General features: G+C 40.0%; 28 protein-coding genes and 1 other annotated feature. Of the genes, 4 read left to right on the top strand and 24 right to left on the bottom strand.

Annotated features, from left to right (window positions below; all coding sequences use genetic code 11):
- Positions 1–119: 119 nt before the first annotated feature.
- From KHA88_RS01665 to KHA88_RS01645, 5 genes are all read right to left on the bottom strand, one after another.
- On the bottom strand, positions 120–632 hold the full coding sequence (locus KHA88_RS01665; RefSeq protein WP_213106779.1) for an adenine phosphoribosyltransferase: 513 nt from the start codon (positions 630–632) through the stop codon (positions 120–122).
- Positions 623–2,992 (bottom strand): single-stranded-DNA-specific exonuclease RecJ, encoded by a 2,370-nt coding sequence (gene recJ / locus KHA88_RS01660; protein WP_213097490.1) that lies wholly within the window; start codon positions 2,990–2,992, stop codon positions 623–625. The genes KHA88_RS01665 and recJ overlap by 10 nt, the downstream gene beginning before the upstream one ends.
- A gap of 123 nt (positions 2,993–3,115) precedes the next feature.
- Positions 3,116–4,012: a cation diffusion facilitator family transporter gene (locus KHA88_RS01655; protein ID WP_213097491.1), complete on the bottom strand. Its 897-nt coding sequence runs from the start codon at positions 4,010–4,012 to the stop codon at positions 3,116–3,118.
- Positions 4,013–4,112: 100 nt separating this feature from the next.
- The gene (secDF, locus tag KHA88_RS01650) at positions 4,113–6,380 is read right to left on the bottom strand and encodes a protein translocase subunit SecDF (RefSeq protein WP_213121333.1); all 2,268 of its coding nucleotides are present in this window, start codon (positions 6,378–6,380) and stop codon (positions 4,113–4,115) included.
- A gap of 120 nt (positions 6,381–6,500) precedes the next feature.
- On the bottom strand, positions 6,501–6,815 hold the full coding sequence (locus tag KHA88_RS01645; protein ID WP_213097493.1) for a post-transcriptional regulator: 315 nt from the start codon (positions 6,813–6,815) through the stop codon (positions 6,501–6,503).
- A gap of 118 nt (positions 6,816–6,933) precedes the next feature.
- Here KHA88_RS01645 and spoVB point away from each other — a divergent pair, with 118 nt between their 5' ends.
- Entirely contained in the window at positions 6,934–8,484 is a 1,551-nt protein-coding gene (spoVB, locus tag KHA88_RS01640; protein WP_213097494.1) for a stage V sporulation protein B, read from the top strand.
- A gap of 13 nt (positions 8,485–8,497) precedes the next feature.
- On the opposite strand, the gene KHA88_RS01635 is transcribed toward spoVB, so the two are convergent.
- Positions 8,498–9,160 carry a DUF421 domain-containing protein gene (locus KHA88_RS01635; protein WP_213097495.1) on the bottom strand — a complete coding sequence of 221 codons (663 nt, stop codon included), beginning with the start codon at positions 9,158–9,160 and terminating at the stop codon, positions 8,498–8,500.
- Between the two features lie 607 nt (positions 9,161–9,767).
- On the opposite strand from KHA88_RS01635, the gene KHA88_RS01630 reads away from it, so the two are divergent.
- On the top strand, positions 9,768–10,130 hold the full coding sequence (locus KHA88_RS01630) for a TIGR04086 family membrane protein (RefSeq protein ID WP_346728920.1): 363 nt from the start codon (positions 9,768–9,770) through the stop codon (positions 10,128–10,130).
- Positions 10,131–10,193: 63 nt separating this feature from the next.
- On the opposite strand, the gene yajC is transcribed toward KHA88_RS01630, so the two are convergent.
- The 6 genes from yajC to ruvA are packed head-to-tail and all read right to left on the bottom strand — an operon-like array spanning position 10,194 to position 14,538.
- Positions 10,194–10,469 carry a preprotein translocase subunit YajC gene (gene yajC / locus KHA88_RS01625; RefSeq protein ID WP_213097496.1) on the bottom strand — a complete coding sequence of 92 codons (276 nt, stop codon included), beginning with the start codon at positions 10,467–10,469 and terminating at the stop codon, positions 10,194–10,196.
- 31 nt (positions 10,470–10,500) lie between these two features.
- Entirely contained in the window at positions 10,501–11,640 is a 1,140-nt protein-coding gene (tgt, locus tag KHA88_RS01620) for a tRNA guanosine(34) transglycosylase Tgt (RefSeq protein ID WP_213097497.1), read from the bottom strand.
- A gap of 19 nt (positions 11,641–11,659) precedes the next feature.
- Positions 11,660–12,688, bottom strand: coding sequence for a tRNA preQ1(34) S-adenosylmethionine ribosyltransferase-isomerase QueA (queA, locus tag KHA88_RS01615; RefSeq protein WP_213121332.1), 1,029 nt, complete (start codon positions 12,686–12,688; stop codon positions 11,660–11,662).
- 2 nt (positions 12,689–12,690) lie between these two features.
- Positions 12,691–12,897, bottom strand: a complete 207-nt coding sequence (locus KHA88_RS01610; protein ID WP_213097499.1) for a DUF2905 domain-containing protein — start codon at positions 12,895–12,897, stop codon at positions 12,691–12,693.
- Positions 12,894–13,895 (bottom strand): Holliday junction branch migration DNA helicase RuvB, encoded by a 1,002-nt coding sequence (ruvB, locus tag KHA88_RS01605; protein WP_213097500.1) that lies wholly within the window; start codon positions 13,893–13,895, stop codon positions 12,894–12,896. The genes KHA88_RS01610 and ruvB overlap by 4 nt, the downstream gene beginning before the upstream one ends.
- Before the next feature lie 25 nt (positions 13,896–13,920).
- Positions 13,921–14,538, bottom strand: coding sequence for a Holliday junction branch migration protein RuvA (ruvA, locus tag KHA88_RS01600; protein WP_213097501.1), 618 nt, complete (start codon positions 14,536–14,538; stop codon positions 13,921–13,923).
- Positions 14,539–14,758: 220 nt separating this feature from the next.
- Here ruvA and KHA88_RS01595 point away from each other — a divergent pair, with 220 nt between their 5' ends.
- Entirely contained in the window at positions 14,759–15,286 is a 528-nt protein-coding gene (locus KHA88_RS01595; protein WP_213121331.1) for a YflT domain-containing protein, read from the top strand.
- 215 nt (positions 15,287–15,501) lie between these two features.
- On the opposite strand, the gene KHA88_RS01590 is transcribed toward KHA88_RS01595, so the two are convergent.
- The 3 genes from KHA88_RS01590 to safA all read right to left on the bottom strand — a co-directional run bounded on the left by KHA88_RS01590 (position 15,502) and on the right by safA (position 18,171).
- Positions 15,502–16,047: an intercompartmental signaling factor BofC gene (locus KHA88_RS01590; RefSeq protein ID WP_213097503.1), complete on the bottom strand. Its 546-nt coding sequence runs from the start codon at positions 16,045–16,047 to the stop codon at positions 15,502–15,504.
- A gap of 125 nt (positions 16,048–16,172) precedes the next feature.
- On the bottom strand, positions 16,173–17,147 hold the full coding sequence (locus KHA88_RS01585; protein WP_213097504.1) for a phosphotransferase: 975 nt from the start codon (positions 17,145–17,147) through the stop codon (positions 16,173–16,175).
- Positions 17,140–18,171 carry a SafA/ExsA family spore coat assembly protein gene (gene safA / locus KHA88_RS21370; protein ID WP_213097505.1) on the bottom strand — a complete coding sequence of 344 codons (1,032 nt, stop codon included), beginning with the start codon at positions 18,169–18,171 and terminating at the stop codon, positions 17,140–17,142. Before safA ends, KHA88_RS01585 begins: the two co-directional genes overlap by 8 nt.
- 182 nt (positions 18,172–18,353) lie before the next feature.
- On the opposite strand from safA, the gene KHA88_RS01575 reads away from it, so the two are divergent.
- Positions 18,354–18,917, top strand: a complete 564-nt coding sequence (locus KHA88_RS01575; protein ID WP_213106775.1) for a transcription repressor NadR — start codon at positions 18,354–18,356, stop codon at positions 18,915–18,917.
- A 43-nt stretch (positions 18,918–18,960) separates the two neighbouring features.
- On the opposite strand, the gene KHA88_RS01570 is transcribed toward KHA88_RS01575, so the two are convergent.
- From KHA88_RS01570 to KHA88_RS01530, 9 genes are all read right to left on the bottom strand, one after another.
- Positions 18,961–19,416: an ACT domain-containing protein gene (locus tag KHA88_RS01570; protein ID WP_213097507.1), complete on the bottom strand. Its 456-nt coding sequence runs from the start codon at positions 19,414–19,416 to the stop codon at positions 18,961–18,963.
- Positions 19,417–19,443: 27 nt separating this feature from the next.
- Positions 19,444–20,736, bottom strand: a complete 1,293-nt coding sequence (obgE, locus tag KHA88_RS01565) for a GTPase ObgE (RefSeq protein WP_213106774.1) — start codon at positions 20,734–20,736, stop codon at positions 19,444–19,446.
- Between the two features lie 22 nt (positions 20,737–20,758).
- Entirely contained in the window at positions 20,759–21,292 is a 534-nt protein-coding gene (locus KHA88_RS01560; protein ID WP_213097509.1) for a Spo0B C-terminal domain-containing protein, read from the bottom strand.
- 135 nt (positions 21,293–21,427) lie between these two features.
- Entirely contained in the window at positions 21,428–21,718 is a 291-nt protein-coding gene (gene rpmA / locus KHA88_RS01555) for a 50S ribosomal protein L27 (protein ID WP_213097510.1), read from the bottom strand.
- Between the two features lie 12 nt (positions 21,719–21,730).
- Positions 21,731–22,063 carry a ribosomal-processing cysteine protease Prp gene (locus tag KHA88_RS01550; RefSeq protein WP_213097511.1) on the bottom strand — a complete coding sequence of 111 codons (333 nt, stop codon included), beginning with the start codon at positions 22,061–22,063 and terminating at the stop codon, positions 21,731–21,733.
- A 9-nt stretch (positions 22,064–22,072) separates the two neighbouring features.
- Positions 22,073–22,381 carry a 50S ribosomal protein L21 gene (gene rplU / locus KHA88_RS01545; RefSeq protein ID WP_213097512.1) on the bottom strand — a complete coding sequence of 103 codons (309 nt, stop codon included), beginning with the start codon at positions 22,379–22,381 and terminating at the stop codon, positions 22,073–22,075.
- A gap of 14 nt (positions 22,382–22,395) precedes the next feature.
- Positions 22,396–22,477: a sequence feature (ribosomal protein L21 leader region), on the bottom strand.
- A gap of 59 nt (positions 22,478–22,536) precedes the next feature.
- Positions 22,537–23,997, bottom strand: a complete 1,461-nt coding sequence (locus KHA88_RS01540; RefSeq protein ID WP_213106772.1) for an Rne/Rng family ribonuclease — start codon at positions 23,995–23,997, stop codon at positions 22,537–22,539.
- Positions 23,998–24,098: 101 nt separating this feature from the next.
- The gene (locus KHA88_RS01535) at positions 24,099–24,965 is read right to left on the bottom strand and encodes a M50 family metallopeptidase (protein ID WP_213106771.1); all 867 of its coding nucleotides are present in this window, start codon (positions 24,963–24,965) and stop codon (positions 24,099–24,101) included.
- On the bottom strand, positions 24,958–25,725 hold the full coding sequence (locus tag KHA88_RS01530; protein WP_213121330.1) for a M23 family metallopeptidase: 768 nt from the start codon (positions 25,723–25,725) through the stop codon (positions 24,958–24,960). Before KHA88_RS01530 ends, KHA88_RS01535 begins: the two co-directional genes overlap by 8 nt.
- Between the last annotated feature and the right edge of the window lie 44 nt (positions 25,726–25,769).

Below are 25,769 nucleotides of genomic sequence, written 5' to 3'. Positions count from 1 at the left end.
AAGGTTTTGACAACTTTTTTTTTATAAAAGTCAAAGAATGTCGAATATCTGCAAATCATATTGTGTATGTAAAAAGCACTCTCTACGAGTGCTTTTTACTACAATATAGTGTCGATGAATTAAAATCTCATTAGGGTTAGTATATCGTAGCCATCAAGCTTTTTCATTCCATCTAAATAAGTCAATTCAATTAGGAAAGCTATACCTGCAACAATCCCGCCAAGCTTTTCTACAAGCTCAATGGTCGCTTCAATTGTTCCGCCAGTAGCTAACAAGTCATCGGTTATTAGCACCCTCTGCCCAGGTTTTATTGCATCCCGGTGAATTGTAAGGGCATCTTTACCATATTCTTTGCCATATTCAACCTTAATGGTTTCCCGAGGCAGCTTTCCCTCTTTACGAACTGGGGCAAAACCAACCCCGAGTGCATAAGCAACTGGACAGCCAATGATAAAGCCGCGCGCTTCTGGACCTACAACGACATCAATTTTCTTTTCCTTAGCATATTCAACGATTTTGTCTGTAGCATAATGGTATGCTTCACCATTATCCATTAAAGTGGTAATATCTTTAAACTTGATTCCTTCCTTAGGCCAGTCAGGAACGATTGTAATAAATTGTTTTAAGTCCATACTTTTATTTCCTCCTCATTGGGCACAGTGTGCACCAGCCTGTCATCGAACCATTGTTTTAATTGCTGATACGATGAATACAGCAGTTCCTTTTCCACATTCATTTGCGCCTGCTTTCTTTGATACGCAGGTGAATCACTTAAATCCTTTTTTGTTTTCTCTGAATTGATTGTAATGAGTCCATCCTTTATTGTAACAAAATCCAGTTCAAAAAACACTTGTGACATGAATTCAATCGTTTCCCTCGACCAACCGCGATGTGCCGCAAGATCATTGCCATATTTTTTCATATCAAATGAACGGCGCTTTATTAGAAAAGCATAATACCATTTAAAATGATCTCTTGTTGGTAACGTACTGAAGAAATGGTTTTCTTCTTGATAAAAATGAGTATAAATTCGTGCAGGTTTCTTTCCGCTTACAAGTTTTTCAAGCATCTCTATATCCTGCGGCAAGTCAAATAACACAATGTTCTTCTTACTTATATCGAGTTTTTCTGCTTGATCACGATCACTTATTACAACTGTATTAAACATCGATTCACTAAATGAGAACTTATTTAAATGTTTTTCTGAAAATATGATAATGCTTGTCTTCTTATCATTTATTTGCGAAATCCATTCATTAATTTTTTTATTCCCCCGCATATCAAATAGCTGCCAATCTTTGATCGCAATATCCTTCAAGAGAATTTGAGGCTTCTTTATATTGTTCCATTCATTAATGGAAAGCTCTCCAATTACGGATACTTTTGAACCTGGTGATATTTCATCGGCAACACCACCGAGATGAAAACCAACTCCATCGAGGGCATATCCGGGCTTTTCAAGTGTCAATTTTAAATGGGTTTTATTTCCGCCAATTTTTCTGATCCCCGAAGCATCTGCTCCATGAACCATTACTTTTGGTTTTGGGTTTTTCATGCCATATGGAGCAAGCATATCAAGTTGGCGAATAGACTCAAGATCTATTTCAGCTAGATCAAGAGATGCATCCAGCTCCGTAATCGGAATATAATCTTCAGCCGAAAGCTGTGCATCTGCAGCGTGATTTAGCTTTGTGCGAAGTAGTTCTACATCACTAGTATGAAGTGTCATTCCTGCTGCCATTGGATGGCCACCGAAATGTGGAAGTAAGTCTTTGCATGCAGTAAGATTTTTAAATAAATCAAATCCATGTATACTTCTCGCTGATCCTTTTGCCATACCTGTTTCCTCATCATAACTAAGTACAATGGCAGGCCTGTAAAAACGTTCAACAAGCCTTGAAGCTACAATGCCTATCACTCCAGGGTTCCAGCCTTCTTTTCCAATAACGATAACATTGTTTTCTTCAGGCGGAAACTCTTCTTCTACCATTTTAACTGCTTCTTTAGTAATTTCTGTTACGATGAATTTTCGTTCTTTATTCATGGCATCTATTTCTTCCGCCAAATGTGCAGCATTTGTAGAATCGTTAGTCATCAACAACTCTACCGCTGGCCCTGCATGCTCAAGCCTACCCGCAGCATTAAGCCTTGGTGCAATCGCAAATCCGACCATTTCTTCATCGGCATCGGAAAGCTTTGTTCCCGCTATTTTACACAATGCGAGTAGCCCCGGGCGAGTCGATGTTGCCATTCTTTTTAGTCCAGCTTTTACAATAAGGCGATTTTCGCCATGAAGCGGGACAAGGTCCGCAATCGTGCCAATTGCAGCAAGATCAAGCAAATGCCAAGGAACATCATCACTTAACGCATGGGCAAGCTTAAATGCCACTCCGACCCCTGCGAGATCCGGAAAAGGATAATTCGTATTAGGAAGCTTTGGATGGATAATCGCAAAAGCATCAGGAAGCTCCTGCCCTGGTTCATGATGATCAGTAATAATCAGATCCATTCCGAGCTCTTTTGCAAGACTTGCCTCATTGGTCGCTGAAATACCTGTATCAACAGTAATGATTAGCTTAATACCTGAAGCGGCGGCTTCCCGAAATGCATTTTCGTTCGGACCGTAACCTTCTGTAAAACGATTCGGTATGTAATATCGGACATTTGCGCCTAAATTACTTAATACATCCATCATAACCGAGGTGCTCGTTACACCATCGGCATCGTAATCACCAAATATAAGAATCGGCTCTTGGCCTTCAATAGCACTTTTAATTCTTTCCACAGCAGGTTGCATATCATTCAATAAAAATGGGCTATGGAATTCTTCATTTTCTGTGTATAAAAATTTCTTTGCCTCATCATGATCGCTTATTCCGCGATTGACTAATAAAGTAGCTACAAGTGGGGCAATGTTCAATTGCTTTGCTAGTTCTTTGCCTGCCAATTCATTCGACTCCCGAATGACCCAGCGTGTTTTTGGATATAACATTTGTTCACCCCTCAGACTTACCTATTATACAAAAGTGTTACCTATCTTACAATGAAGAAAAGTTGGAGGAGATCTAAGCTGACATGAAGAAGAAAACAGCATTCAAGCAATCTGCTGTTTTCTTTAATCATCGCTATCATAAGGGTTAATATGTATAAAAACATTATGGACGCCGGGATTGCTCATTAGTTTCTTCTTTACATTTTTGCCGATCTGATGCCCTTCTTCAACGGTAATATTCGGATCAACAGATATTTTCAAATCAATAATTACGTAATAACCATGTTCCCTTGCATGAAGTTGGCCAATTTTTTTAACACCAGGCACAGAAGCAACAAGCTCCATGAATTCTACCGTATCTTCATCGTGCAAGACGTGATCCAATGTGTTATGGATGGAATCAGCTCCAAGTTTCCAAGCCATCCTGAGCACCAATATAGAAACGAGTACGCCTGCGAGTGGATCACCGTATTCAAGCCAGCTGACGTTTAATTTTCCTCCCAAAATAGAGGCAGCGATTCCGATTAAAGCAGCGATGGAAGAATACACATCTGAACGATGTTCATATGCGTTTACAATCAATGCATCGCTATTCAATTGTTTGCCCAAACGGAATTTATAGCGAAAAAGAGCCTCTTTAACAATAATGGAAAATATTACGGCGTAGATGGCAATCCCACCCGGTGCTGCAAGAGGAGTGAAAAAAGCTGTAATGGATGATTTTCCGATTTGAATACCCGCAATAAAAAGCACGACAGCAACAATGATGGCTGCAATCGATTCTGCCTTTCCATGGCCATACGGATGATCATCATCAGGTGGCTGTTTAGCCGCACGCAGCCCAATATATACTGCAAATGAGCCGGCAATATCTGATGCAGAATGGACAGCGTCGGCGATGAGCGCTTTGCTGTTTGCCTTGACCCCAATCACCCCTTTAACAACAGTCAGAACGATATTAATAATTATCCCAAGCCATGCTGCAAATTCGGCTTGCTTAAAACGATCAGCTTGCTTCATAAATAAGCTCCTTTTTAAAACATTTCCCCTTTTATTCTACCCTTGAAGATGAAAAAAAACTGCAGATTTGTTCTGCAGTTTTTAAAAAGTTTTTACAGTTTTATACCTGAGGTTCATCAGACCATTTTTTCTTTTCTTTCACCGTATTGATCGGTCCTTTTTTCTTAAGTTCTTTTACCTTTAAATCGTACCATAGCTGTGCCGAGATGAAGATAGAAGAATACATTCCAGCAATAAGGCCAACTAGTAATGCAAGCGAGAAGTTGCGAATTGATTCACTACCAAGGAATAGTAATGCAACAACGGTGATAATTACGGTCAATATCGTATTAATTGACCGAGTCAATGTTTGATGCAATCCTCTATTTACAACTTCAGCGATATCCTCTTCGGATTTTAAGCGTTTCTTCGCAACCATGTTTTCCCTAATCCGATCAAATGTCACGATCGTATCATTGATGGAATAACCGATAATCGTCAATACCGCAGCAATAAAGGTGATATCAACCTCTAATCTCGTCAAACTGAAAAATGCTAGGATAAAAAATGCGTCATGAACAAGGCCTAGTACGGAAGACAGTCCCATAGCAAATTCAAAGCGGAACGATACGTATATAACGATACCAAGCGCCGCAATCGCCAATGCATAGAAAGCATTTTTGGCGAGTTCCTTGCCAACAGTTGGCGAAACTGTGCTTACATTCGGTTCGGAACCGTATTTATCGACCATATGCGTTTTCAAGTCAGAAATTCCAGTTGCCGAAAGTACCCCTTTATAACGTGCAACGCCAATTTCATTTTCGTTCCCTGAAAGTACGATATCATCGGCTGGTAAATGGATCGCATCTAGTTCAGCTTTAACTTCCTCAGTTGTAAGCGGCTTTCCAGCGTCAATTTCCACCCGTGTTCCACTTGAAAAATCAAGACCAAGGTTTAGGCGGAAAATCGCTAAAACGATGATTCCGCTCACTAATAAAATCGTAGAGAGGGCATAGAATTTTTTCCGATGTTTGACAAAATCAAAACGGTCAAATTTTGTTTTCAAATCAAGTGTACTTACGTTTTCTGAAAGCTGATGGATTTCAGATCGCTTAACTCCGAACCAGCCCGGCTTATCCTTTAAGAAACGACTGTTCACCCAAAGGCCAAGCAATAATCTGGATCCATAGACTGCTGTAAGAAAACTCATTAAAATACTGACGATCAACATAGTGGCAAAGCCTTTGACAGAGCTTGTCCCAAAGTAGAAAAGAACGGCTCCTGCTAGTAAGGTTGTAATATTGGCATCAAAGATGGCCACAAAGGATGATTTATTTCCTGCCTGAAAAGCAGATTTGAGAGAACGGCCTACTTTTATTTCTTCCTTAAATCGCTCGTATGTCAAAATATTGGCATCGACTGCCATTCCGACCCCGAGAATTAACGCTGCGATACCTGGCAAAGTCAGGACACCGTTCATCAAATCAAAAATAAGCAAAATTAAATAAATATAAATGGAAAGAGTAATCGTCGCTATAAAACCTGGGAAACGATAAAAAACGATCATAAACAAGAAAATAAGAGCAATTCCCAGAATGCCAGCAGTAACTGTCTTGTTCATTGCTTGTTCACCGAATTTTGCTCCGACCGAAGTTGAATATACTTCTGTCAGCTTAACAGGAAGAGCTCCTGCGTTCAGCAAGTTTGCTAAGTTTTCCGCTTCTTCTTTCGTAAAGTTCCCTTCAATTGAAACACTCGTGTCATTAAATACTTGATTTACATTTGGCGCTGAGAGAAGTTTAGGGTTATTACTCGCTACTGCCTCTTTATAGGAGTCCACACCTTCTTCAAAATCAAGCCAGATCGCAAGCTGATTGTTCGGCGCCATATGAACGATTTTTTCTGTGACATCGCGAAACTTTTTCCGATCCTTCATTTCAACAAGAATAATTGGTTGGTTATTTTGTGTTGAAAAAGTCATCTTAGCAGCGCCTTCAACTAAATCTGTGCCGTCAAGCATGATATTGTCATTCACATCTCGGAAAGTTAGGGTAGCTTGAGTCCCTAGCATTTCACGAGCTTGATTCTGATCTTCGACTCCAGCTAACTGGATTCTAATTCTGTTTGTGCCTTCAATCGTAATATTCGGCTCACTTACTCCGATTACATTAATACGCTTATTAAGGGCCTCTGTAGTGTGGACAAGCGTTTCTCTATCGACTTTTTGATTTTTATTAAGAGCCTTAACATCATATAAAACTTCAAATCCACCCTGCAGATCAAGGCCCAACTTAATATTCTTAATAATCGTATTTGATGTCGTCCCCATAATGCCCGCCATAAAAATGACAATTAGAAAAAAGGCGACAATTCTGCTTCTTTTTACCATTAAATAAATATCCCCCTTGCGATGATGAACAATATGTATGCAGTAAGACTTAAACTAAACTATATTTCAATAAGATTATTATGAAGTAGATGAAAAGTGCTGTCAATTCACATTTTTCGTTTATTCAGCTTTAGGCTGAAGTAATTCCTGTAATTCTTCACTATCTAAATCAGAAAGCAAATTAGGTGATTTAAAAGCTTCTACAGTAATAAAGTTCATAAATTCACCAATATTTAATGATAGCACGTCCGATACGAGCTCATACATCCTAATGCCTTCCTTATGCTTTTTCCACTTTTTCTTTGTTAAAAACAGCCATAAGTCATGCTTATTTACTTCCCCATACCCCAGAACAATAAATTCTTCTACTTTACTAACCAATACAGGCGTCAATACATTAAAATATGGGTCGTATGGATGTTTCTTCGTCTCCATTTTATTACCGCCTTCCAAATATTTTTATCGTTCGAAAGTAACTTGTCATGCTTTGTCCACTTTGATGCATATACTCATTGTAATCGAACGGAACACATTTGAGAAGGCAGGGACAAGGATGTCAAAGTTTCTTAGAGGGACAATGATTTTAATGGTTGCCGGGCTTATTACAAGGCTGCTCGGCTTTATTAACAGAATTGTAATTGCCCGAATGATAGGTGCAGAAGGTGTTGGACTATTTATGATGGCATTCCCAACACTAATACTTGTCATCACACTTACCCAAATGGGGCTGCCAGTAGCAATTTCTAAAGCTGTGGCGGAGGCAGAAGCAAAAGGGGACAAGCGAAAAACTAAAAAAATACTAACGGTCTCTCTTGCAGTCACCGTTTCACTATCTCTTTTATTCACACCAGCTCTAATTTTAGCCGCTCCCTTTTTATCTAAAACTCTTTTCACCGATCAGAGAATATATTATCCGCTTGTAGCCATTGCTCCAATTATTCCAATTGTAGCCATATCGTCGGTAATTAGAGGCTATTTCCAAGGTAAGCAGAACATGAAGCCTGCAGCAGTATCACAAGTATTGGAGCAAGCTGTCCGTATTGCTTTAATCGTTTTTTTTGCAAAGAGCTTTTTACATCTTGGAATAGAATATGCGGCGGCGGCAGCCATGGTGGCATCTGTTCTAGGTGAGTTAGCATCGCTCATTTATTTATTTGCAATGTTTAAAGCGAAGAAGAAGTTTCCAGTCCGTAAACATTTTTTCAAATCTATCCAAAGTGGAAAACAAACACTTCAGGAATTGCTAAGTGTTGGTATACCAACTACGGGCAGCAGAATGATCGGTTCCCTTTCGTGGTTTTTTGAACCAATCGTTGTCTCACATAGCTTACTGCTTGCCGGCGTAGCTGCAGGTATGGCCACTAAGCAGTATGGACTCTTAACTGGTTATGCACTGCCATTACTTACGCTTCCCTCTTTCATTACTTATTCGCTCTCTACCGCGCTCGTACCAGCGGTCAGTGAAGCAAACGCAAGTCGTAATTATCAACTTGTAGAGTATCGGCTACAACAAGCGCTAAGGTTTGCCTTATTGACTGGCGGACTCGCTATCGTCATTTTATATGTTTATGCCGAACCACTCATGTCATGGATGTACGGGTCATCAAATGGAGCAGGCTTTATTAAACTAATGGCGCCATTTTTTATTTTCCATTACTATCAAGGACCGCTACTGGCTATTTTACAGTCCCTTGATTTAGCCAAAGCAGCGATGATCAACAGTTTAATTGGAAACGCGATGAAAATCGGTGTCATTTTTGTACTCGCATCCAGGACTGAATTCGGTATAAATGGTGTTGCCCTAGGGATTGCAGCTGGTACAGTTCTTATCACAATGCTTCATTACGCAACAGTGTTAAAGCGCATACAGTTTACGATTTATATACTTCATTATATTAAGTTTGGTATAGCAGCCCTTACTACCTGCTGGATAGGAAACTATTTGATTAAAAAAGTATTTGCTGATTCAATGTCATCGCTTCTGGATCTTTTGATTGGAATCCTTTTGACATCTCTCTTGTATATCATCTTACTTATTTGCTTGAAGCTACTTCAAAAAGATGATCTTACCAAGATTCCGTTTATCAATAAACTAATTGCATAAATAGAGACAAGTTCTATCTAGGTTCGTCGGGATTGTCAATATAATCGATAAAAAACTTCCCATCTTGAAAACTGCAAAAAGAAATATTTTCTATTTCATTATGGCCTCTCGTTTCAAGTTCTTTCCGAAGCCATGTTTCGCTTTTTCCTGCCTCTTCAAGATGATCTTGTTGGACGTCACCATTCAATATAAATGGAATTGTATACGATCCCTCTTTCTTTTTGTTTCCTTTTTTAAAGATGGATAGCTCACCAGACGTTTCCAATATTGCGAATTCCACATCCGCAATATTCGAAATGTCCTTCGTTCTCAACTGCATGAGAAGATCGTCAAAATTGTAGCGAAGCTTCTTCATTTTATGTTCATCAATTTTACCATTCTTAATAATGACCGCTGGCTTTCCATCGATTAAACGTCGGAAGTTCCTGCTTTTCAGAGAAAAATATGATACAGCGATTTGAATTAGGAGAAGTACCCCCATCGGAACGAGCGTATTAAATAATGGATCTGTATGCTGTTCAATCGCAACAACCGCCATTTCACCAATCATAATAAATACGACTAAGTCTAAAACACTTAATTCGCCAATTTCTCGCTTTCCCATCATCCGGAAAATGACTAGAATCACTCCATACAAAAGAATCGTACGCAAAATAATGATGATGAACTTTTCCATTACACTTCCTCCTGACTTTAACATAGACTCTCGGCATTCACCGAGTCAGATGGTACAAGGTTTTCTTGTACTATTTTCTTATTTCTCCTCCTATATTTAATAGGGGATATCTCACTTTTTATTAGTAAAATTGCCTATTTTATATTGAACCAGATAATAATCTACATACTACGCGAGAGCCAGCCACCGTTGATTTCCGTTCTAGGCGGACGCTTTCCGGGGGGGGGGTGCGGAAAGCGAGCAACTGTAGCGGAAATCAACCACGCACTACTTTAGTAAGCAACAATGTTTGCAAAAACAGCCTTTTAAAAAAGTAAATATGTGACGCTTTTGGCATGTCTTTTTTTAAAAGGTTTTGAAAACGAATATCAAATATTTAATAAAGCTAAATTCCCAGTAGGTTTCGGAAATTCAAGAGCCTATTTACGCATTCAACTATAGTATGCTCCATCGGGACGTGAAAAATTGCGGGAAAACAACCCAAAAATCATTCTAAAATTAAACTGTATGAATAAGCATGTAATAGAGAGGACGAGACCAATGAGGTCAAGCTAAGAAAGGACGAAAGGAGGGAGTATCAATCGAAGCTAAAAAATTTGGAGTCTCGGTGCTATATGGGGTTATTGCCATCCTACTTTTAGCGGTTATATCTAGTTTAATCTTTTCTCTTATCCTTCATTTCACTGATACTCAGGAAAAATCCATCAGATTGCTCGTTACCATCATTTCATTTTTCTCTGTATTTGCTGGCGGGTTCATATGTGGCGGCAAAGGTAAACAAAAGGGTTGGTTGATTGGTGGTTCAACGGGTTTGTTGTACAGCATAATCATCCTTATGTACCAATATTTGGGCCACAGTTCATTTTTTTCTATGGAGCAGCTGATTTATCACATATGTTATATATTAACGGCGATGATGGGTGGTGTCCTAGGCGTTAATATCTTGTCGGGCCATGCTCATTCCTCTTAACTAAATATAAAAAAAGAAGCTGCGTCAAAATATTGACCCGCTTCTTTTTTCTTCGAAAGATAATTATTTACTTGCTGCCGATTCAACCACATCACGGATAGCAGCACGATCGTATGTAAGTCTGCTGCCATCACCACATAAAATGACGATTTTCCCTTCATCCACAGCATCGATTATACCGTGAAGACCACCAATCGTAACAATCTTATCACCTTTTTGCAAACTGCTTTGCATCGTTTGAACTGCTTTTTGACGTTTTTGATTTGGTCTAATTAACAAGAAGTAAAATAGAACAAACATTAAAATAAACGGCATTAAACTTAATAATGTTTCTGGCATTCCTTATTCCCTCCTTTACATCAAGTTTATATTAGAAATTTTTCGCGTTCGGAAGATTAAATCCATATCGCTCAAAAAATTCTGTTTTGAAGTCACCAAGGCGATCTTCTTTAATCGCATTTCTGACTTGCTTCATCAAGTTTAACAGAAAATATAAATTATGATAAGTAGTAAGTCGAATTCCGAACGTTTCGTCACATTTAAGCAAGTGGCGGATATATGCTCTTGAATAATTTCGGCATGTGTAGCAATCACAATTTTCATCAAGGGGACCAAAATCCCGAGCATATGCGGCATTCTTTACAACTAGACGACCATTGCTTGTCATTAACGTACCATTTCTGGCAATACGGGTAGGCAGAACGCAGTCAAACATGTCCATTCCGCGAATCGCGCCATCAATTAACGAATCAGGTGAACCAACGCCCATCAAATACCGAGGCTTGTCCGCAGGCAATAAAGGTGCAGTAAAATCCAACACCCTATTCATCACATCTTTCGGTTCTCCGACAGAAAGGCCGCCGATTGCATAGCCAGGAAAATCTAAAGAAACAAGATCCTTAGCGCTCAAACGTCGTAAATCTTCATATTCTCCACCTTGAACGATTCCAAACAACCCTTGATCTCCCGGACGCTTATGAGCTTCTAAGCATCGCTCCGCCCAACGTGAAGTACGTTCTACGGATTTTTTCATATATTCATGTGTTGCCGGGAATGGCGGGCATTCATCGAACGCCATCATAACATCCGCTCCGAGAGCATTTTGCACTTCCATTGCTTTTTCAGGTGATAAAAATAATTTATCACCATTTAAATGATTACGGAAGTGGACGCCTTCTTCTTCAATTTTTCTAAATTCACTTAGAGAAAATACTTGGAAGCCTCCTGAATCCGTTAGAATCGCCTGATCCCAATTCATAAATGAATGAAGCCCTCCCGCTTCTTCGACAATTTCATGTCCTGGTCGAAGCCACAGATGGTATGTATTACTCAAAATAAAACCGGCACCCATCTCCTTTAAATCCTCGGGAGACATCGTCTTCACCGTAGCTAGAGTCCCGACAGGCATGAACATTGGTGTTTCATATGAACCGTGGGGCGTATGAATCATACCAAGACGCGCCCCCGTCTGCTTGCATGTTTTGATCAACTCGTATTTTATCGCAGCCATGAGATCCTATTCCTCTCTTTTATAATATTAGCATTGCATCTCCAAAACTAAAAAATCGATAACGTTCGCTTACGGCTTCCTTATAAGCGTTAAGCACATGTTCACGACCCGCCAATGCACTGACGAGCATAATCAAAGTGGACATTGGCAAATGGAAATTCGTTATCATTCCATTTATCGCCTTGAATGTGTATCCAGGAAAGATAAATATATCCGTCCAACCATTTCCAGCTGCAAACTTTCCATCGTTGGCTGCGGCAATCGTTTCGAGTGTACGAGTAGACGTCGTTCCAACGGAAATGATTCTGCCTCCTTGCTGTTTAACCTCATTAAGCATGGATGCCGTTTCTTCCGTCACACGGTAAAATTCGGAATGCATTTCGTGATCATCAATATTCTCAACGCTCACAGGTCTAAAAGTACCAAGTCCTACATGAAGTGTGATAAAAGCAATTTTTACACCTTTATCCTTGATTTCATCGAGTAAGTCTTCGGTAAAATGCAGTCCAGCTGTAGGGGCAGCTGCTGATCCCCGTTCCTTCGCAAAAACAGTTTGATAGCGATCTTGATCCTCTAACTGTTCTTTTATATACGGCGGCAGCGGCATTTTCCCAAGCGCATCGAGCACCTCATAAAAGATGCCTTCGTAGCTGAACTCAAGAAGCCTGCCACCATGCTCTTCCTCCCCCACACAAACTGCTTTGAGCTTTCCGTTCCCAAACGTAATTTCCGTGCCTATTTTTACTCGTTTTGCGGGTTTAATTAATGTTTCCCACTTGTCCCCTTCTATTTGCTTTAACAAGAGAACTTCAATCTTCGCTCCGGTATCAGGTTTTGACCCGAGCAGCCTGGCAGGAAGAACCCTCGTGTCATTTAACACCAGGCAGTCACCTTCCCGCAAGTATTCGGTAATATTTTTAAAAATTTCGTGTTTGATTTCGCCTGTTTGCTTATCAAGAACCATTAATCGGCTGCTCGTACGATTTTCGAGCGGTACTTGGGCAATGAGTTCCTCAGGCAAATCAAAATTGAACATTTCTACTTTCAACGTTATTTAAACCTCCCAACAACATAAAGAACTGCTGTCAAAATAATACTTATAATAATTGAGGTCATCACTGGAAAGAAGAATGTAGTATTTCCTTTTTTCACAATAATGTCGCCTGGCAATTTTCCGAGCTTCACAAACTGGAAGAGAAAACCAACCAAAAAAATAGCTCCTCCAACAATCATTAACAGCTTGGAGATGCCACTCATTCGCTTGGCATCTCCATATTAAAATGGTTGTACACATGAGGAGTGGCGATTCTTCCTCTTGGTGTCCTTTGCAAGAAGCCGATTTGCAATAAGTAAGGTTCGTATACATCCTCAATGGTGGACGCTTCCTCACCAATACTTGCAGCAATCGTATCTATTCCGACCGGACCGCCCCTAAATCTATCGATAATACCTTTAAGCAACTTATGATCAATATGATCGAGACCAAGACGATCGACTTGTAATAATTCGAGCGCTTCATCAGCAAGTGTGAGCGTAATGATACCATCTGCTCTCACTTGAGCAAAATCCCGCACTCTCCTTAACAGTCTGTTGGCGATCCTCGGCGTCCCCCTTGAACGTCTCGCAATTTCAATAGCCCCATTCCAATCGATATCTGTTTCTAGAATCTCAGCGGTCCTTACAACGATGTCCGTCAAGTGCTCTTCATTATAATATTCGAGTCGGCATAAAACGCCAAATCGGTCTCGCAACGGCGCTGAGACAGCACCAGCTCTTGTCGTTGCGCCGACAAGCGTAAAAGGGGGTAATTCAAGCCTTACCGATCTCGCCTCAGGCCCTTTACCGATTACGATATCCAAGCAGTAATCCTCCATAGCAGGATATAAAACCTCTTCTATCGCCTTAGGCAAACGATGAATTTCATCAATAAACAGTACCTCACCAGGCTCTAAGGAAGTAAGAATGGCTGCAAGGTCTCCAGGACGCTCGATTGCCGGCCCAGAAGTGGTTCGCACATTTACTCCCATTTCATTGGCAATCACTACAGCCAAGGTTGTTTTTCCAAGACCGGGAGGGCCATATAAAAGGACATGGTCAAGGGTTTCCTGCCTCATTTTTGCAGCTTCAATAAATACAGCTAGATTATTTTTCACCTTATCCTGACCGATATATTGTGATAGCCTCTGAGGACGGAGACTTTGTTCGAATGAAAGATCATTCATCATCGCTTCCCCTGACAGCACCCTATCCTCCATCCTATTCTTCCTCCTTTAAATGATTTTATTTTAATAGTAATTGCAACGCCTGTTTAATATATTGATCAGTCGTCCAATCTTTCCCTTCTAATTTTGGTCCGACTTTTTTCAGTTCTCTTTCTGAATATCCAAGTGCTGCCAACGCCAAGAGTGCTTCATCTAGCTCGTCTTCGTTCCGGGGATTGTTTGCTGCTGGAACGTCCAGTTCTTCGGAGAATAAATCGAAAGAAACATTAGGAACGACGTCGTGGAGCTTTCCTTTCAAATCAAGGATCATTTGTCTAGCCGTTTTTTTACCGACACCTGGAAACTTTGTTAAAAATTTTTCGTCTTCATTTTCAATCGCACGTATTACTTGTCCCGGCTCCCCAAATGCCAGAATCGCTAATGCTCCTTTTGGTCCGATACCTGATACGCTTAGAAGCTTTCTGAACATAAGCTTTTCCTCAATCGTTTCAAAGCCATATAAAGCAATGATATCTTCGCGAACGTGCTGGTATGTATAAATAATGGTTTCCACACCTTTTTTACTTGAAAAAATAAACGGATTAGGTGTAAGAATTTGATAGCCTATCCCGTTATTGTCAATAACAACAAATTCAGGCCCAGTATGTTCTACTGTACCTTTAATATACTCGTACAATGTATTCTCTCCTCTATCATGCTATCCAATATTGTACCATAAAATGCTTATTTGATTGAAACAAAAAACATATGTTCTTTTCTGCAAGTAGTTTAGTTTAGAAAATAAGGGGTATGTGTTATGCAACAATGAATATGGATAGGGTTTTGTTGTTGCACTCTCAATCTCTTATCAGCCAATCAATGCAATCCATTTTGAAAATCATAGGAGGTTTTCAATCATGAAAAAAAATGTTGTCGGGATATTCTCATCAAGCTATCAAGCATTACGAGCCATTGATTCAATGAAACAAGATGGTATTGATAAAAGCCATATTCATGTTATCGCTAATGATGATTATGAAACGAGAGTGATTGAAGAAAAAGCGGGTGTTGCCATCGATCACACGGTTCATATGGATGATGATAGGAGAGGTTTTTGGGATGAATTAAAATCTTTCTTCTCAGGGAATAGCAGCGAACACTCCCGATACGCAGATTTTTTACTTGATATGGGAATGAATGATTACGATGTGGATCAATATGCGATTGAGGTGGAGAACGGGAAGATTCTCGTCCTTGTAGACAGTGAATATGATTTAGGAAGAACTGGGGTTTTGTCAGCAGATCATCTTTTTGAATTAGAGAATAGAATCAGCCGCAAGAAGGAATATGAGGAAGAAGACAATCCATTTTATAAGCAAAATGCACACACACAAGCGGGCCATGAGCATTTAGATAATGTAGAAAGACACGAACACCAAAAATAATGCAAAAAAAGTGGAGGGCACTGAAAAAGTCCCCTTAATGTAAAAGGGTCTTATGGAATACTGTTGATTTCCGCTCCAGGCGGACGCTTTCCGCGGGGTGAGCTGCGTAAAACCAGCTCTATCCTATTAAAAAGACTGTAAACAACTCGTTGATTCGAGTTTGTCTACAGTCTGAAAGAGCCCGGCTTCTTGTCTTGCGGGCTCTTTCTATGTGTTCATTCTAATGAATAATTTTTCATTGCTTCCAGCACTTCAGTAAAGTCTTCTTTCGTTTTTACTGGGATACCTTGCTTTAATTGGTCCCGCTTTTTCCCTTCGAGCTTTTTTATATCGATTTGGAAAAATGATTGAATGATATCCTCCTGATCTGGCTTACCATTATAAATAGACAAAATACCATCCTCTGAAAGACCAAAAAATCCATTTAATTTTAAAAGCGGAGAAATATCATCGACAAATAATTCAAAAACAAGATGATCTTCATCCATATCTACAAGTTGCCATGTTTCATATTTTGTCCAAAAATCCTCAAGCGCCCAAATGGTTTCTTTTACTGTTTCTTCACTTATCTCACCATCGATGTACTTCCGCTTTAAAGTCACATCTAATATCAGCGGATTATCCGGAATATCAAGCTCTTTAATAGCATTGGAGGGGGTCCTTTCATCTGCTCTTGTTGGCTGTTGCCCAGCAAAATAAAATAGACTTAAACAGCTAAACAGTAGCATCAGTGAAATAATCATTTTTACAATACATTTCATATGGATCACCTCTATAGCTTTAAATGACTTGCTTAGCTATAGGGTGCCCAAAAATTTACACGAATATCCATATTCTCACCTTTAACGATTTTATACCGAAATCGATTATAAACAACAGCCCGTCCTCATATCGCTTCCACTTTCTCAATCATTGTCCTGTAAAACTCCATTCTTTCTTTTAATTGACCAAATATCAATTTCTCCAAAAAAACCCATCTTCTTTGTCGTTCTGGTGCAGTGCTATTTGCAAAATAGTTCCACTCTCTAAAAATATCTGTTGGAAAAACAAGTGCAGCTAGAAAGGGTCGTGTCTCTTTATAGATTCTTATTTGTTCTAATGAAAATAAACGATCGCTGCTCCAATTAAGCGCTGGAAGGACTCTGTTACACATTTGCAAAAGATCAATATGCGACGGCGCAATGCTGATTAAATCAAAGTCGATTAAATAAAGAGTGCCATCTTTTCCTTTAATAAAATTGTGACTCGCCAGATCTCCATGAATAATGCAATGCGGTTTGCTCGTAAAAAAAAGCTCATCATCTTGTAATTTATTGAGCGCCCACTCCCCGATGCGGGAAAATTGTTGTAAATAGGAATAAGCCGGACTAAGTTTATGTTCATTCATTGAATAATAAAAATCCATTAACCTTCTATTCCATTTACCAATTTGGCGAAAGTTCGGTATTTCATTTTTAAAGGAAGAGGTAAACTTGCTTGTCGTATCATGAAAGTGAGCCAAAAGCTGAAGCGAATCGGATATATGATTATCATTTCCGTAATGAAAGTTATTTTCCGATACAGGTTCAATATATTGGATAAGTCCAAAAATACGATTGTCAACGATAAATCGCTGAGGGTGAAATGAATAGGTACGAATAAATCCATTATCGACCAATTCTTTCGTAAATGCTATTTGGATTGTGAGTTTAGATTCTGAGGAAAATTCTTTTGCAATCCAGTTTTCATACGTTGAGGATAACAGCCAGACCTTTTGTTTTAATCGTTTTATATTTATAAAGGGTATCCCTGATTTTTTTTTCAGAAAAAGAAGGAGACGGTTGTCAAATCCGTCTCTCTCTTCTATAAAACTTTTATTCATCCTCTTCCTCACTATCACTTCCAACATCATTGCGAACTGGCATAGCATATGTGCCAGCACTTGGCATCATTTGTCCATATTGATAAGGGTTATAAGCAGGGTACTGTCCTGGTTGCATTGAATAAGGCGACATTCCTTGCGGTGGATAGTACCCACCACCTACAGGATTACTTCCGCTACAGCCACAATCACTTTGTGCCCCCATTGTCATCGGCATTGCGGGATAGCCGTGCATTGGCTGCTGATACATGCCCATGTGCGGATGACTAGATGATGATGATTCTTCCTCCCAATGTTGAGGCATTGTTTGGTATTCCCCTACTGGCATGCCTGGAAGCATGGCTGGCATTGGTTGGCCCATTGGCATATGCCCCATAGGCATTGGATACGCCATAGCTCCTTGTACTTGTGGCATCATATGATGCGGAAACGGCTGAGCATATGACTGTGGATATGGATAACACGGGTCGCATATTGGCATGGCAGGTTGTGCTGGATAACAGTAATTATACATTGGCTGTACAGGCGGCATTACTGGAGCTTCTACATATTCTTCCTTTACTTCCTTTACTTCCTCTTTTACCGGCATTGGCTGTTGTACCTGTGTCTGCATTTGATTCATCATATAATAATTATTAATATCTATTTCCGGCAAAGGCTGTGGCATAACTGGCTGATAAACTGGGTAAGGCTTCTCCTTAATAATTTCTTTCGTTACTGGCATTGGGACTTCCTTGTGCTGGATAAATGGATGTTCCGCTTTTGGCATTTCTTTAGGTACGTGGTGCGGTTTATGGTGGTGCATTTCTTTTGGAACATGGTGCGGTTTATGATGGTGATGATGGTGCTGGGCTTCTTTTTTCACTGCTCCTCCCGCACTCGGAACTTTAATTTTCATTCCTGGCATAATCATATCCGGATTGGATAATTGCGCATTCATTTGTTTCAACTCTTCAAAATTAACGCCATATTTTTGAGCGATTTTCCAAAGTGTTTCTCCTTTTTGTGCAATATGGATCTTCACACATTTCCCCTCCTCAGGCATAAGTCCATATAGTGTATGAATGTGTAGGCAAAATGCTAACAATCTTCACAAAAACTTATGACTGCTAAGCACAAAATATGCATATCGACTCCGTGCAATAGGAAGTTATATTTCATTTATGATAAGATTTAAGAAGAGATGTTTGAACGGAGGTTTAAATAATGAAAGAAGAAACTAAAAAGCTGCTTGGCGAAGAAAGAAGAGAATGGCTAATCAGCCTTTTAAAGGAGAGTAGCAGCCCCATTACAGGAAGCACACTTGCAAAGAAAACGAAAGTTAGCCGCCAAGTGATTGTTGGGGATATCACTTTATTAAAAGCACGTAATGAACCGATTATTGCCACTAGTCAAGGGTATATGTATATGCCGATCCATCGTGCAAATGAAGTAATAGAAAAGACGATTGCTTGTTTCCATCAGCGTGACCAGGCAGAGGCAGAATTAAATATTATCGTTGACCATGGTGTAACAGTAAAAGATGTGAAAGTAGAACACCCTGTCTATGGGGACTTAACGGCATCGATCATGGTTTCAAATCGACAGGAAGTCCAATCATTCTTAAGTAGAATTAAAAAGACGAACGCTTCCTTATTAGCGGATTTAACTTCCGGCATCCACCTACACACATTGGCTGCACCAAATGTAGAAGCTATTTTGAAGGCAGAAGAGGCTTTGAAAGTGGCGGGAATATTAATTGAAGAAAACGAAGAAAATGAACATACATAAAAAGCTGGAAGCCAAGGGCCAATCCAGCTTTTTTCTGTCTCTTTTATCCACCAGAGCTAAGTACTTCTACCTTATCCACAAATTCCAGCCTTCCCAATTTAGCAAGCAGTTCATCTAAATCCACTGACATATCCGTTACATCAAGTGAGAGCGTGACGTTTGCCCGGCCTTGAAGTGGTATTGTTTGATGGATTGTCAATACATTACATGAGTTGGCAGCAACAATACCAAGAAGCTTGGATAGAGCACCGGGTTTATCCTCAAGATAAAAAAACAAAGAAATAATCTTTTCTTTGACAACCCGGTGAAATGGAAAGACGGTATCCCGGTACTTATAAAAAGCGCTGCGACTTAAATCCACTTGCTGTACAGCATCCCAAACCGACTCCGATTTTCCCCTGTCAATGAGTTCCTTCGCTTCTAAAGTTTTTTTCATGGCTTCAGGTAACACATCTTCCCTGACTAAAAAAAACTTTTTATTATACTCCCTTTTCGCCATAACCCTCTCCCCCAATCGAAAGAAGAACTAATCAACAAACTCAAACTCAAATTCAAGCAACTTAATCGTATCGCCGTCTTTGGCTCCGCGCTCTCTTAGTGCATCGTCGACGCCCATAGATCTTAGCTGGCGTGAAAAGCGGCGTACTGACTCGTCACGTGAAAAGTCGGTCATTTTAAACAAGCGTTCGAGCTTTTCACCGCTGACTATAAAGCTGCCATCAGGCTCTCTAGTAATAGTGAACTGCTCCTCGGCTTTTTCATGCCGATACATAACTCGGTTAACCGTATCGTCTTCTTCCACTTCTTCATAAAGAGGAAATTCCGGCGTTTTCTCAAGCTGGTTAGCAATTTCATATAATAAATCACGTAATCCTTGTCTTGTAATCGCAGAAATCGGAAAGACAGGATAATCATCATCAAGCTTCTCTTTAAATTTAGTTAGATTTTCCTCGGCTTCGGGCATGTCCATTTTATTTGCGACAATAATTTGCGGTCTTTCCAGCAGGCGCAGATTATACTCCTGAAGCTCTTGATTGATCGTTGTATAATCCTCGTATGGATCTCTGCCTTCCATTGCCGACATGTCAATGACATGGACAATAACCCTTGTCCTTTCAATATGACGCAGAAATTGATGGCCAAGACCGATACCTTCGTGAGCACCTTCAATTAGCCCCGGCAAGTCCGCCATAACAAAACTCCTGCCATCATCGGTTTCAACAACCCCAAGGTTTGGAACGATCGTAGTAAAATGGTATTCAGCAATTTTTGGTTTCGCTGCTGAAACGACGGATAGTAATGTCGATTTTCCTACGCTAGGAAAACCAACGAGTCCTACATCGGCAAGCACTTTTAGTTCAAGAATAACATTTCTTTCTTGACCCGGCTCTCCATTTTCTGCAATTTCAGGAGCAGGATTTGCGGGAGTTGCAAAACGAATATTTCCTCTTCCACCTCTGCCACCTTTTGCAATGACAGCTTGCTGGCCATGCTCAACCAAATCAGCAATTACTTCTTTTGTCTCATCATCGGATATGACGGTTCCAGGTGGTACTTTAACAATCAGGTCTGATGCCCCTTTACCGTGCTGGCTTTTAGACATCCCATGTTCTCCGCGCTGTGCTTTAAAATGACGCTGATAACGAAAATCCATGAGCGTGCGCAAACCTTCATCTACTTCGAATATAACACTCGCGCCTTTCCCACCATCTCCTCCTGCGGGGCCGCCCATTGGTACATACTTCTCCCGGCGAAACGCCACCATTCCATTGCCGCCGTCTCCACCTTTAACGAATATTTTGACTTGATCTACGAACATACTGCTCCCACTCCAATTCCATTCAGTTAAAAATTGCTTCCACTACTATTTCTGATTTGCTTACTACTCGAATCTCAACTTTCTCAGCATGCCTATGCTCGGATATGAGCCATTGTTCCAATGCTGATGAATCTTTTATCACGCCATTACAATGAAAAAGAAAAAGGACTTTATTATCTAAGGGTTCAATCGTAATGTATAAATGGTTTTCATATAGAGGGTGAACAGCATCATCAAGCTCCCGAAAAAAACGATGCATCCAATTTGCCAAAAGCTTATCGTCCAATTGAGAGACCTGCAAATCATCTACAATTTCATACTCAATCCGAAATGAATGTCCACTCCAATTATGTGTTAATAACATGCTTGCAAATTCCGGGAGTTTAAGGTTTGTGAGTCTTGCTTCGTGCTGAGTGTCCAGTACAATTTCATTTATTATACGCTTAGCCTGTTCAATTTTGCCAAGTTCTATATTCCCTTTAATTAATTGAAGTCTGTTTAGCCAGTCATGGCGTGTATGCTGAAGAACTTCAATCATATTACACTTTTCATTCATCATTATATCCTCTCAGTCCGTCTTCAATCGTTATTATAGTATATCAGAAATTGCCAGTGCATGAAGTATTTTGATAATGATAGATTGATTTAAAGACAAAAAAAGCCCTAACCGTTAATGGTTAGAGCTTTTCCTTTACGCTTCAAGCGCTTGTGGATAAACACTTACTTTTTTCTTGTCGCGGCCGAGGCGTTCAAAACGCACTACACCGTCAACTTTTGCAAAAAGGGTGTCATCTTTACCGCGTCCTACGTTTTCACCTGGGTGAATTTTTGTTCCGCGTTGACGGAATAGGATAGAGCCGCCTGAGACGAACTGGCCGTCTGCACGTTTAGCACCAAGACGTTTTGACTGTGAATCTCGTCCGTTCTTAGTAGAACCTACCCCTTTTTTGGATGCGAAAAATTGAAGATCCAATCTTAGCATTTGTTCCACCTCCTATTTTTTAAAGGATATTTTTATATGCTTTTTATAATCCCTTTCGATCGTTTGCAATGAGACAATCATGGCTTCGAGCAATAGCTGGACTTGATCGGAAGTTTCCTTTGATAGCTGATCGGGAAATGAACATTTCAGAAAACCGCTTTCTGATTGCTCTATGTCTGGATCAACCCCTGTAAGGGCCATAATAGCATTTACACTTCCAAACGCAACCGCTGATGCACCTGCACAAACAATATCCTGTCCGTGTTCGGCAAAGCCAGCATGTCCTTCCATTGTGAAGGAAGCAATCTTCCCATCGAAAGTACGTTCAATATGAACCCGGATCATAGCAGCCGCTTACGCGTTGATTTTTTCAACGACAACTTTAGTGTAAGGCTGACGATGACCTTGTTTTTTGTGGTAGTTTTTCTTCGCTTTGTATTTGAATACAACAAGCTTCTTTTGACGGCCTTGTTTTTCAACTTTAGCTGTGACAGTAGCACCTTCAACAAACGGGCTGCCCACTTTCACATCTTCACCGCCAACAAAGAGAACTTTGTCAAAAGTGAAAGTTTCACCTTCAGTTACATCCAATTTCTCAACGTAGATTGCCTGGCCTTCTTCAACTTTAATTTGTTTTCCGCCAGTTTCAATGATTGCGTACATGCATTGCACCTCCTTATTAGACTCAGACTCGCCAAGTGAGGGTGTTTTGTTTAAAACAAAATCTTATAAACCCGACTTGCGCGGTTGTAGCACGGGTGCTACAAACTAACATGAAAATATTATCATATTCTATCATCCCATGTCAACCATGTGGATCATTGTTTTAATTGAATCTCTTCTATTGTTCCAAATTGGCGGATGGAATACTCATATTTAGCAGAATCGATTAGTTTGAAAAATATTTTTATATGAAATAATGTTTCCAACTTGATAAGATGGCGATCATTTTCCCCTGAAAAAGCATTCTTTGTTTCCCGGTCAATATCAATTAATACAGCTTCATATTCAGCAAAAGGAAGTTCCAATAGCTCCCTCTCTAGTCGAAAGGCAGCAGTTTCGGGACTTTCTACTTTACCAGTGCCGCCGCATACTTGACAAGACGTCTGCAATGTCGCGGAAAGAGGCTGCTTTGTTCGTTTTCTCGTAACTTCAAATATCCCGAGTGGGGTAAATCCGACTGCCCGTGTTTGTTTCGGATCCAGCTTAAGCGCCTTTTCTACTGTTTGCTGGACCAATTTTCGATCATTTCTTGACTCCATGTCAATAAAATCAATTAAAATCATTCCTCCATAATCCCGGAGTTGTATCTGTCTAGCGATTTCCTTCGCTGCGGTGATATTTGTTTTTACTACCGTCTCAGAAACAGCTTGTTTACCAGTAAATTTCCCTGTATTCACATCGATTACTACAGCGGCTTCTGTCTCATTAATGACAATATAAGCCCCATTTTTCAGCCATATCCTTTGTTTTTGTGCATTAGCCAGTTCTGTATCTAACCGATATTTTGAAAAAATATTTTCCCGGTCGAGATACAAAGTAAATACCCAATCATTTTGTATGTATTTTTTCAGCTTTTCAAGCACTGACCGATCATTGCAAATGACTTCTCCCTTTTTAAGGCGAGTCATTTCACGAACCAATTCTTCGTTAAAACGAGTCTTTTCTGATAATAAGGCGGGTGCTTTAACTTCGTTCTTCTTTTTCACTATGGCTAGGAATTCGTTTCTCAACTGATCTACTTCAATGATCCACTCTTTTTCGGTTCCTGCAAATGCTTCAGTCCTAATGATAAATCCCTCTCGTGAACGTTGGTGATCCTGGGCAATTTCTCTCCACTTGTCCCTTATATCCTCATCAGCCTTCTTGGACACTGCAATATACTTGCCTTCAGGCATATAAACCGTTCTTTCACCAGTAATTTCGATAATAGCCGAGAGCAGCGGCCCTTTAGCACCTGTTACATCTTTTTTCACCTGAACGAGGAGCTTCTCTCCTTCTTTAATAAAGCTTGAGATTGGAAGATTATTTTTATTGGGGTCTGTGGAATGAATAAAAGCAGGAAGCTGATCCAGCTGTAAAAATCCGTTCTTGCTTTTTCCAATATTAACAAAAGCAGCATTCATCCCTTTTTTTACACTTTCTACAATTCCAAGATAAATATTTCCGATTTCAGAGCGATCTTTCGGCTGCTCGACAAAAAACATCGTGACAAGCCCATTTTCCCTTACAGCATATCTTTTCTCTTCTGTTTTTGTATCAATAATAATTTCATTCATATTAGATCACCCACTTCAACGATAAAAGTTTAAAGGATTGGCATGTGTATGCCAATCCTGAATTGCACCTATCTCCACTGTAGCTTTGAAAAATTGGTGAGTCAATCATTGTAAACAATATCCTTTAGACGGGCACTGACTCTTTTTTCCGTAAAATAGGCATAGAGAAGCTCGTTTTCATCGAGTTTCCCAATCATCGAATGTTGACCGCCGATATGAATTAAATGCTTGCAGTCACGTTTGAATTTCTCCATCGCATCATGTAAATAATCATCGCCTTTTGCATCAATTGGCTGCAAGTGTAGGAATTCTTGTTGCTTTCCATAATATCTTTCCAGAAGAAATTTCATAAAAACATATCTTCGCTGCTTCCATTCCATCCATAAGCACATATACAAATAAGAAAAAACCACCCATGTATTGAGATTAAGAGGCGCATAAAAGAGAATACATATATGCAATGCTGCTAAAATGATCCCCGAAGTAATCATGGAGAGTCTGCAAGCCTCCAAAAACGGTTTGCGGAGTGCGAAATACAGCTGGACAAACTTTCCACCGTCAAGCGGCCATATTGGAAGAAGATTAAAAATTAACACCATCAAATTAAATCGATTAAGCAGATGTAAGTAATCACTACTTACGAATGATGTCATTCCAAGGATAAATAGACATGCAGCAATGAAAATATGTTGAATTGGTCCAGCTGCGATAATGGCGAGTTCCTCTTTGATTGGCCTGTTTCCATGTTCATCCACTTCACACATGCCACCGAAAGGCAAAATGATGATTCGTTTGATTTTCCAATTGAAATATTGGGCAACAGCGGCATGTCCGAGTTCATGTATAATTACGATTATAAATAAAGCGAGAAGTTCCCAAAAATAACCTGTAATAATTGCCATTCCAGCTACTGCCCAAAAAAGCGGATGAATCTTTATTTTTTTGGCTAACTGGATGTACTTACTCAAAATTCATCACCTGAATAGGATCGATAAATTCATTCTCCTGCTTAATTGCAAAGTAAAATTCCCCTACTTTCCCCTCTTTACCAGAAGAGACCGTCCCTATAATTTTACCAGCCTCTACTTTCTCGCGCGGCTTTACAGAAATAGCATCCAGCTTTCCATACCACGATTCAGATTGGTCGGGATGCTGAATAATGACTGTATGCCCAATATCCGCTTTATTTCCAGCAAATACTACGATGCCGCCAGTCATTGTTTTCACTTCTGCACCTGTACCTGTTTCCAGAATAATTCCGCGGCCATCATCTGAAAACTGCGCCAAAACTTTACCGGAGACAGGGACAGCATAATCCACTTGTTCCGATGAATGGACTGGATTCTCCGTATTCTTTTCCGGAAGCAGAGCAAGTGGCTTCCCAAATTTGCCCTCATACCAATTGGAAACTGCAGCAAACTGAAATTCCTTTTCCATTGAAGCTTTCACACTTGACCTTACTTGCTCAAAAGCGGGAGACGGTGATTTAAAAATAATGGCAACCAAAAGAACAAGCGCAGCGGAGCAAAGAATTTTCAACAAGAAAAGGTTGCGGTTCCAGAGTGGATGAATTGACTCATCAGGAACGGATTCATAGACGGACTTTTCGATCCCATCCTCATCTCTAAAGACTGCAGGCTCCTGAAAAAAAGAATTTTCCCTGCTTGAATAATTTAATTTTCGCCGTTTGGCAATCTGTTTACGAATGTCATTAGCCCTTCGGCTCATCCCCCACCATCCCCCTAATCAATTTCTACTACCCTATGACTCGT

Source organism: Lederbergia citrea, from assembly GCF_018343525.1.
Taxonomy (GTDB): domain Bacteria; phylum Bacillota; class Bacilli; order Bacillales; family Bacillaceae_C; genus Lederbergia; species Lederbergia citrea.
This window is presented reverse-complemented; position numbering and strand designations above follow the sequence as displayed.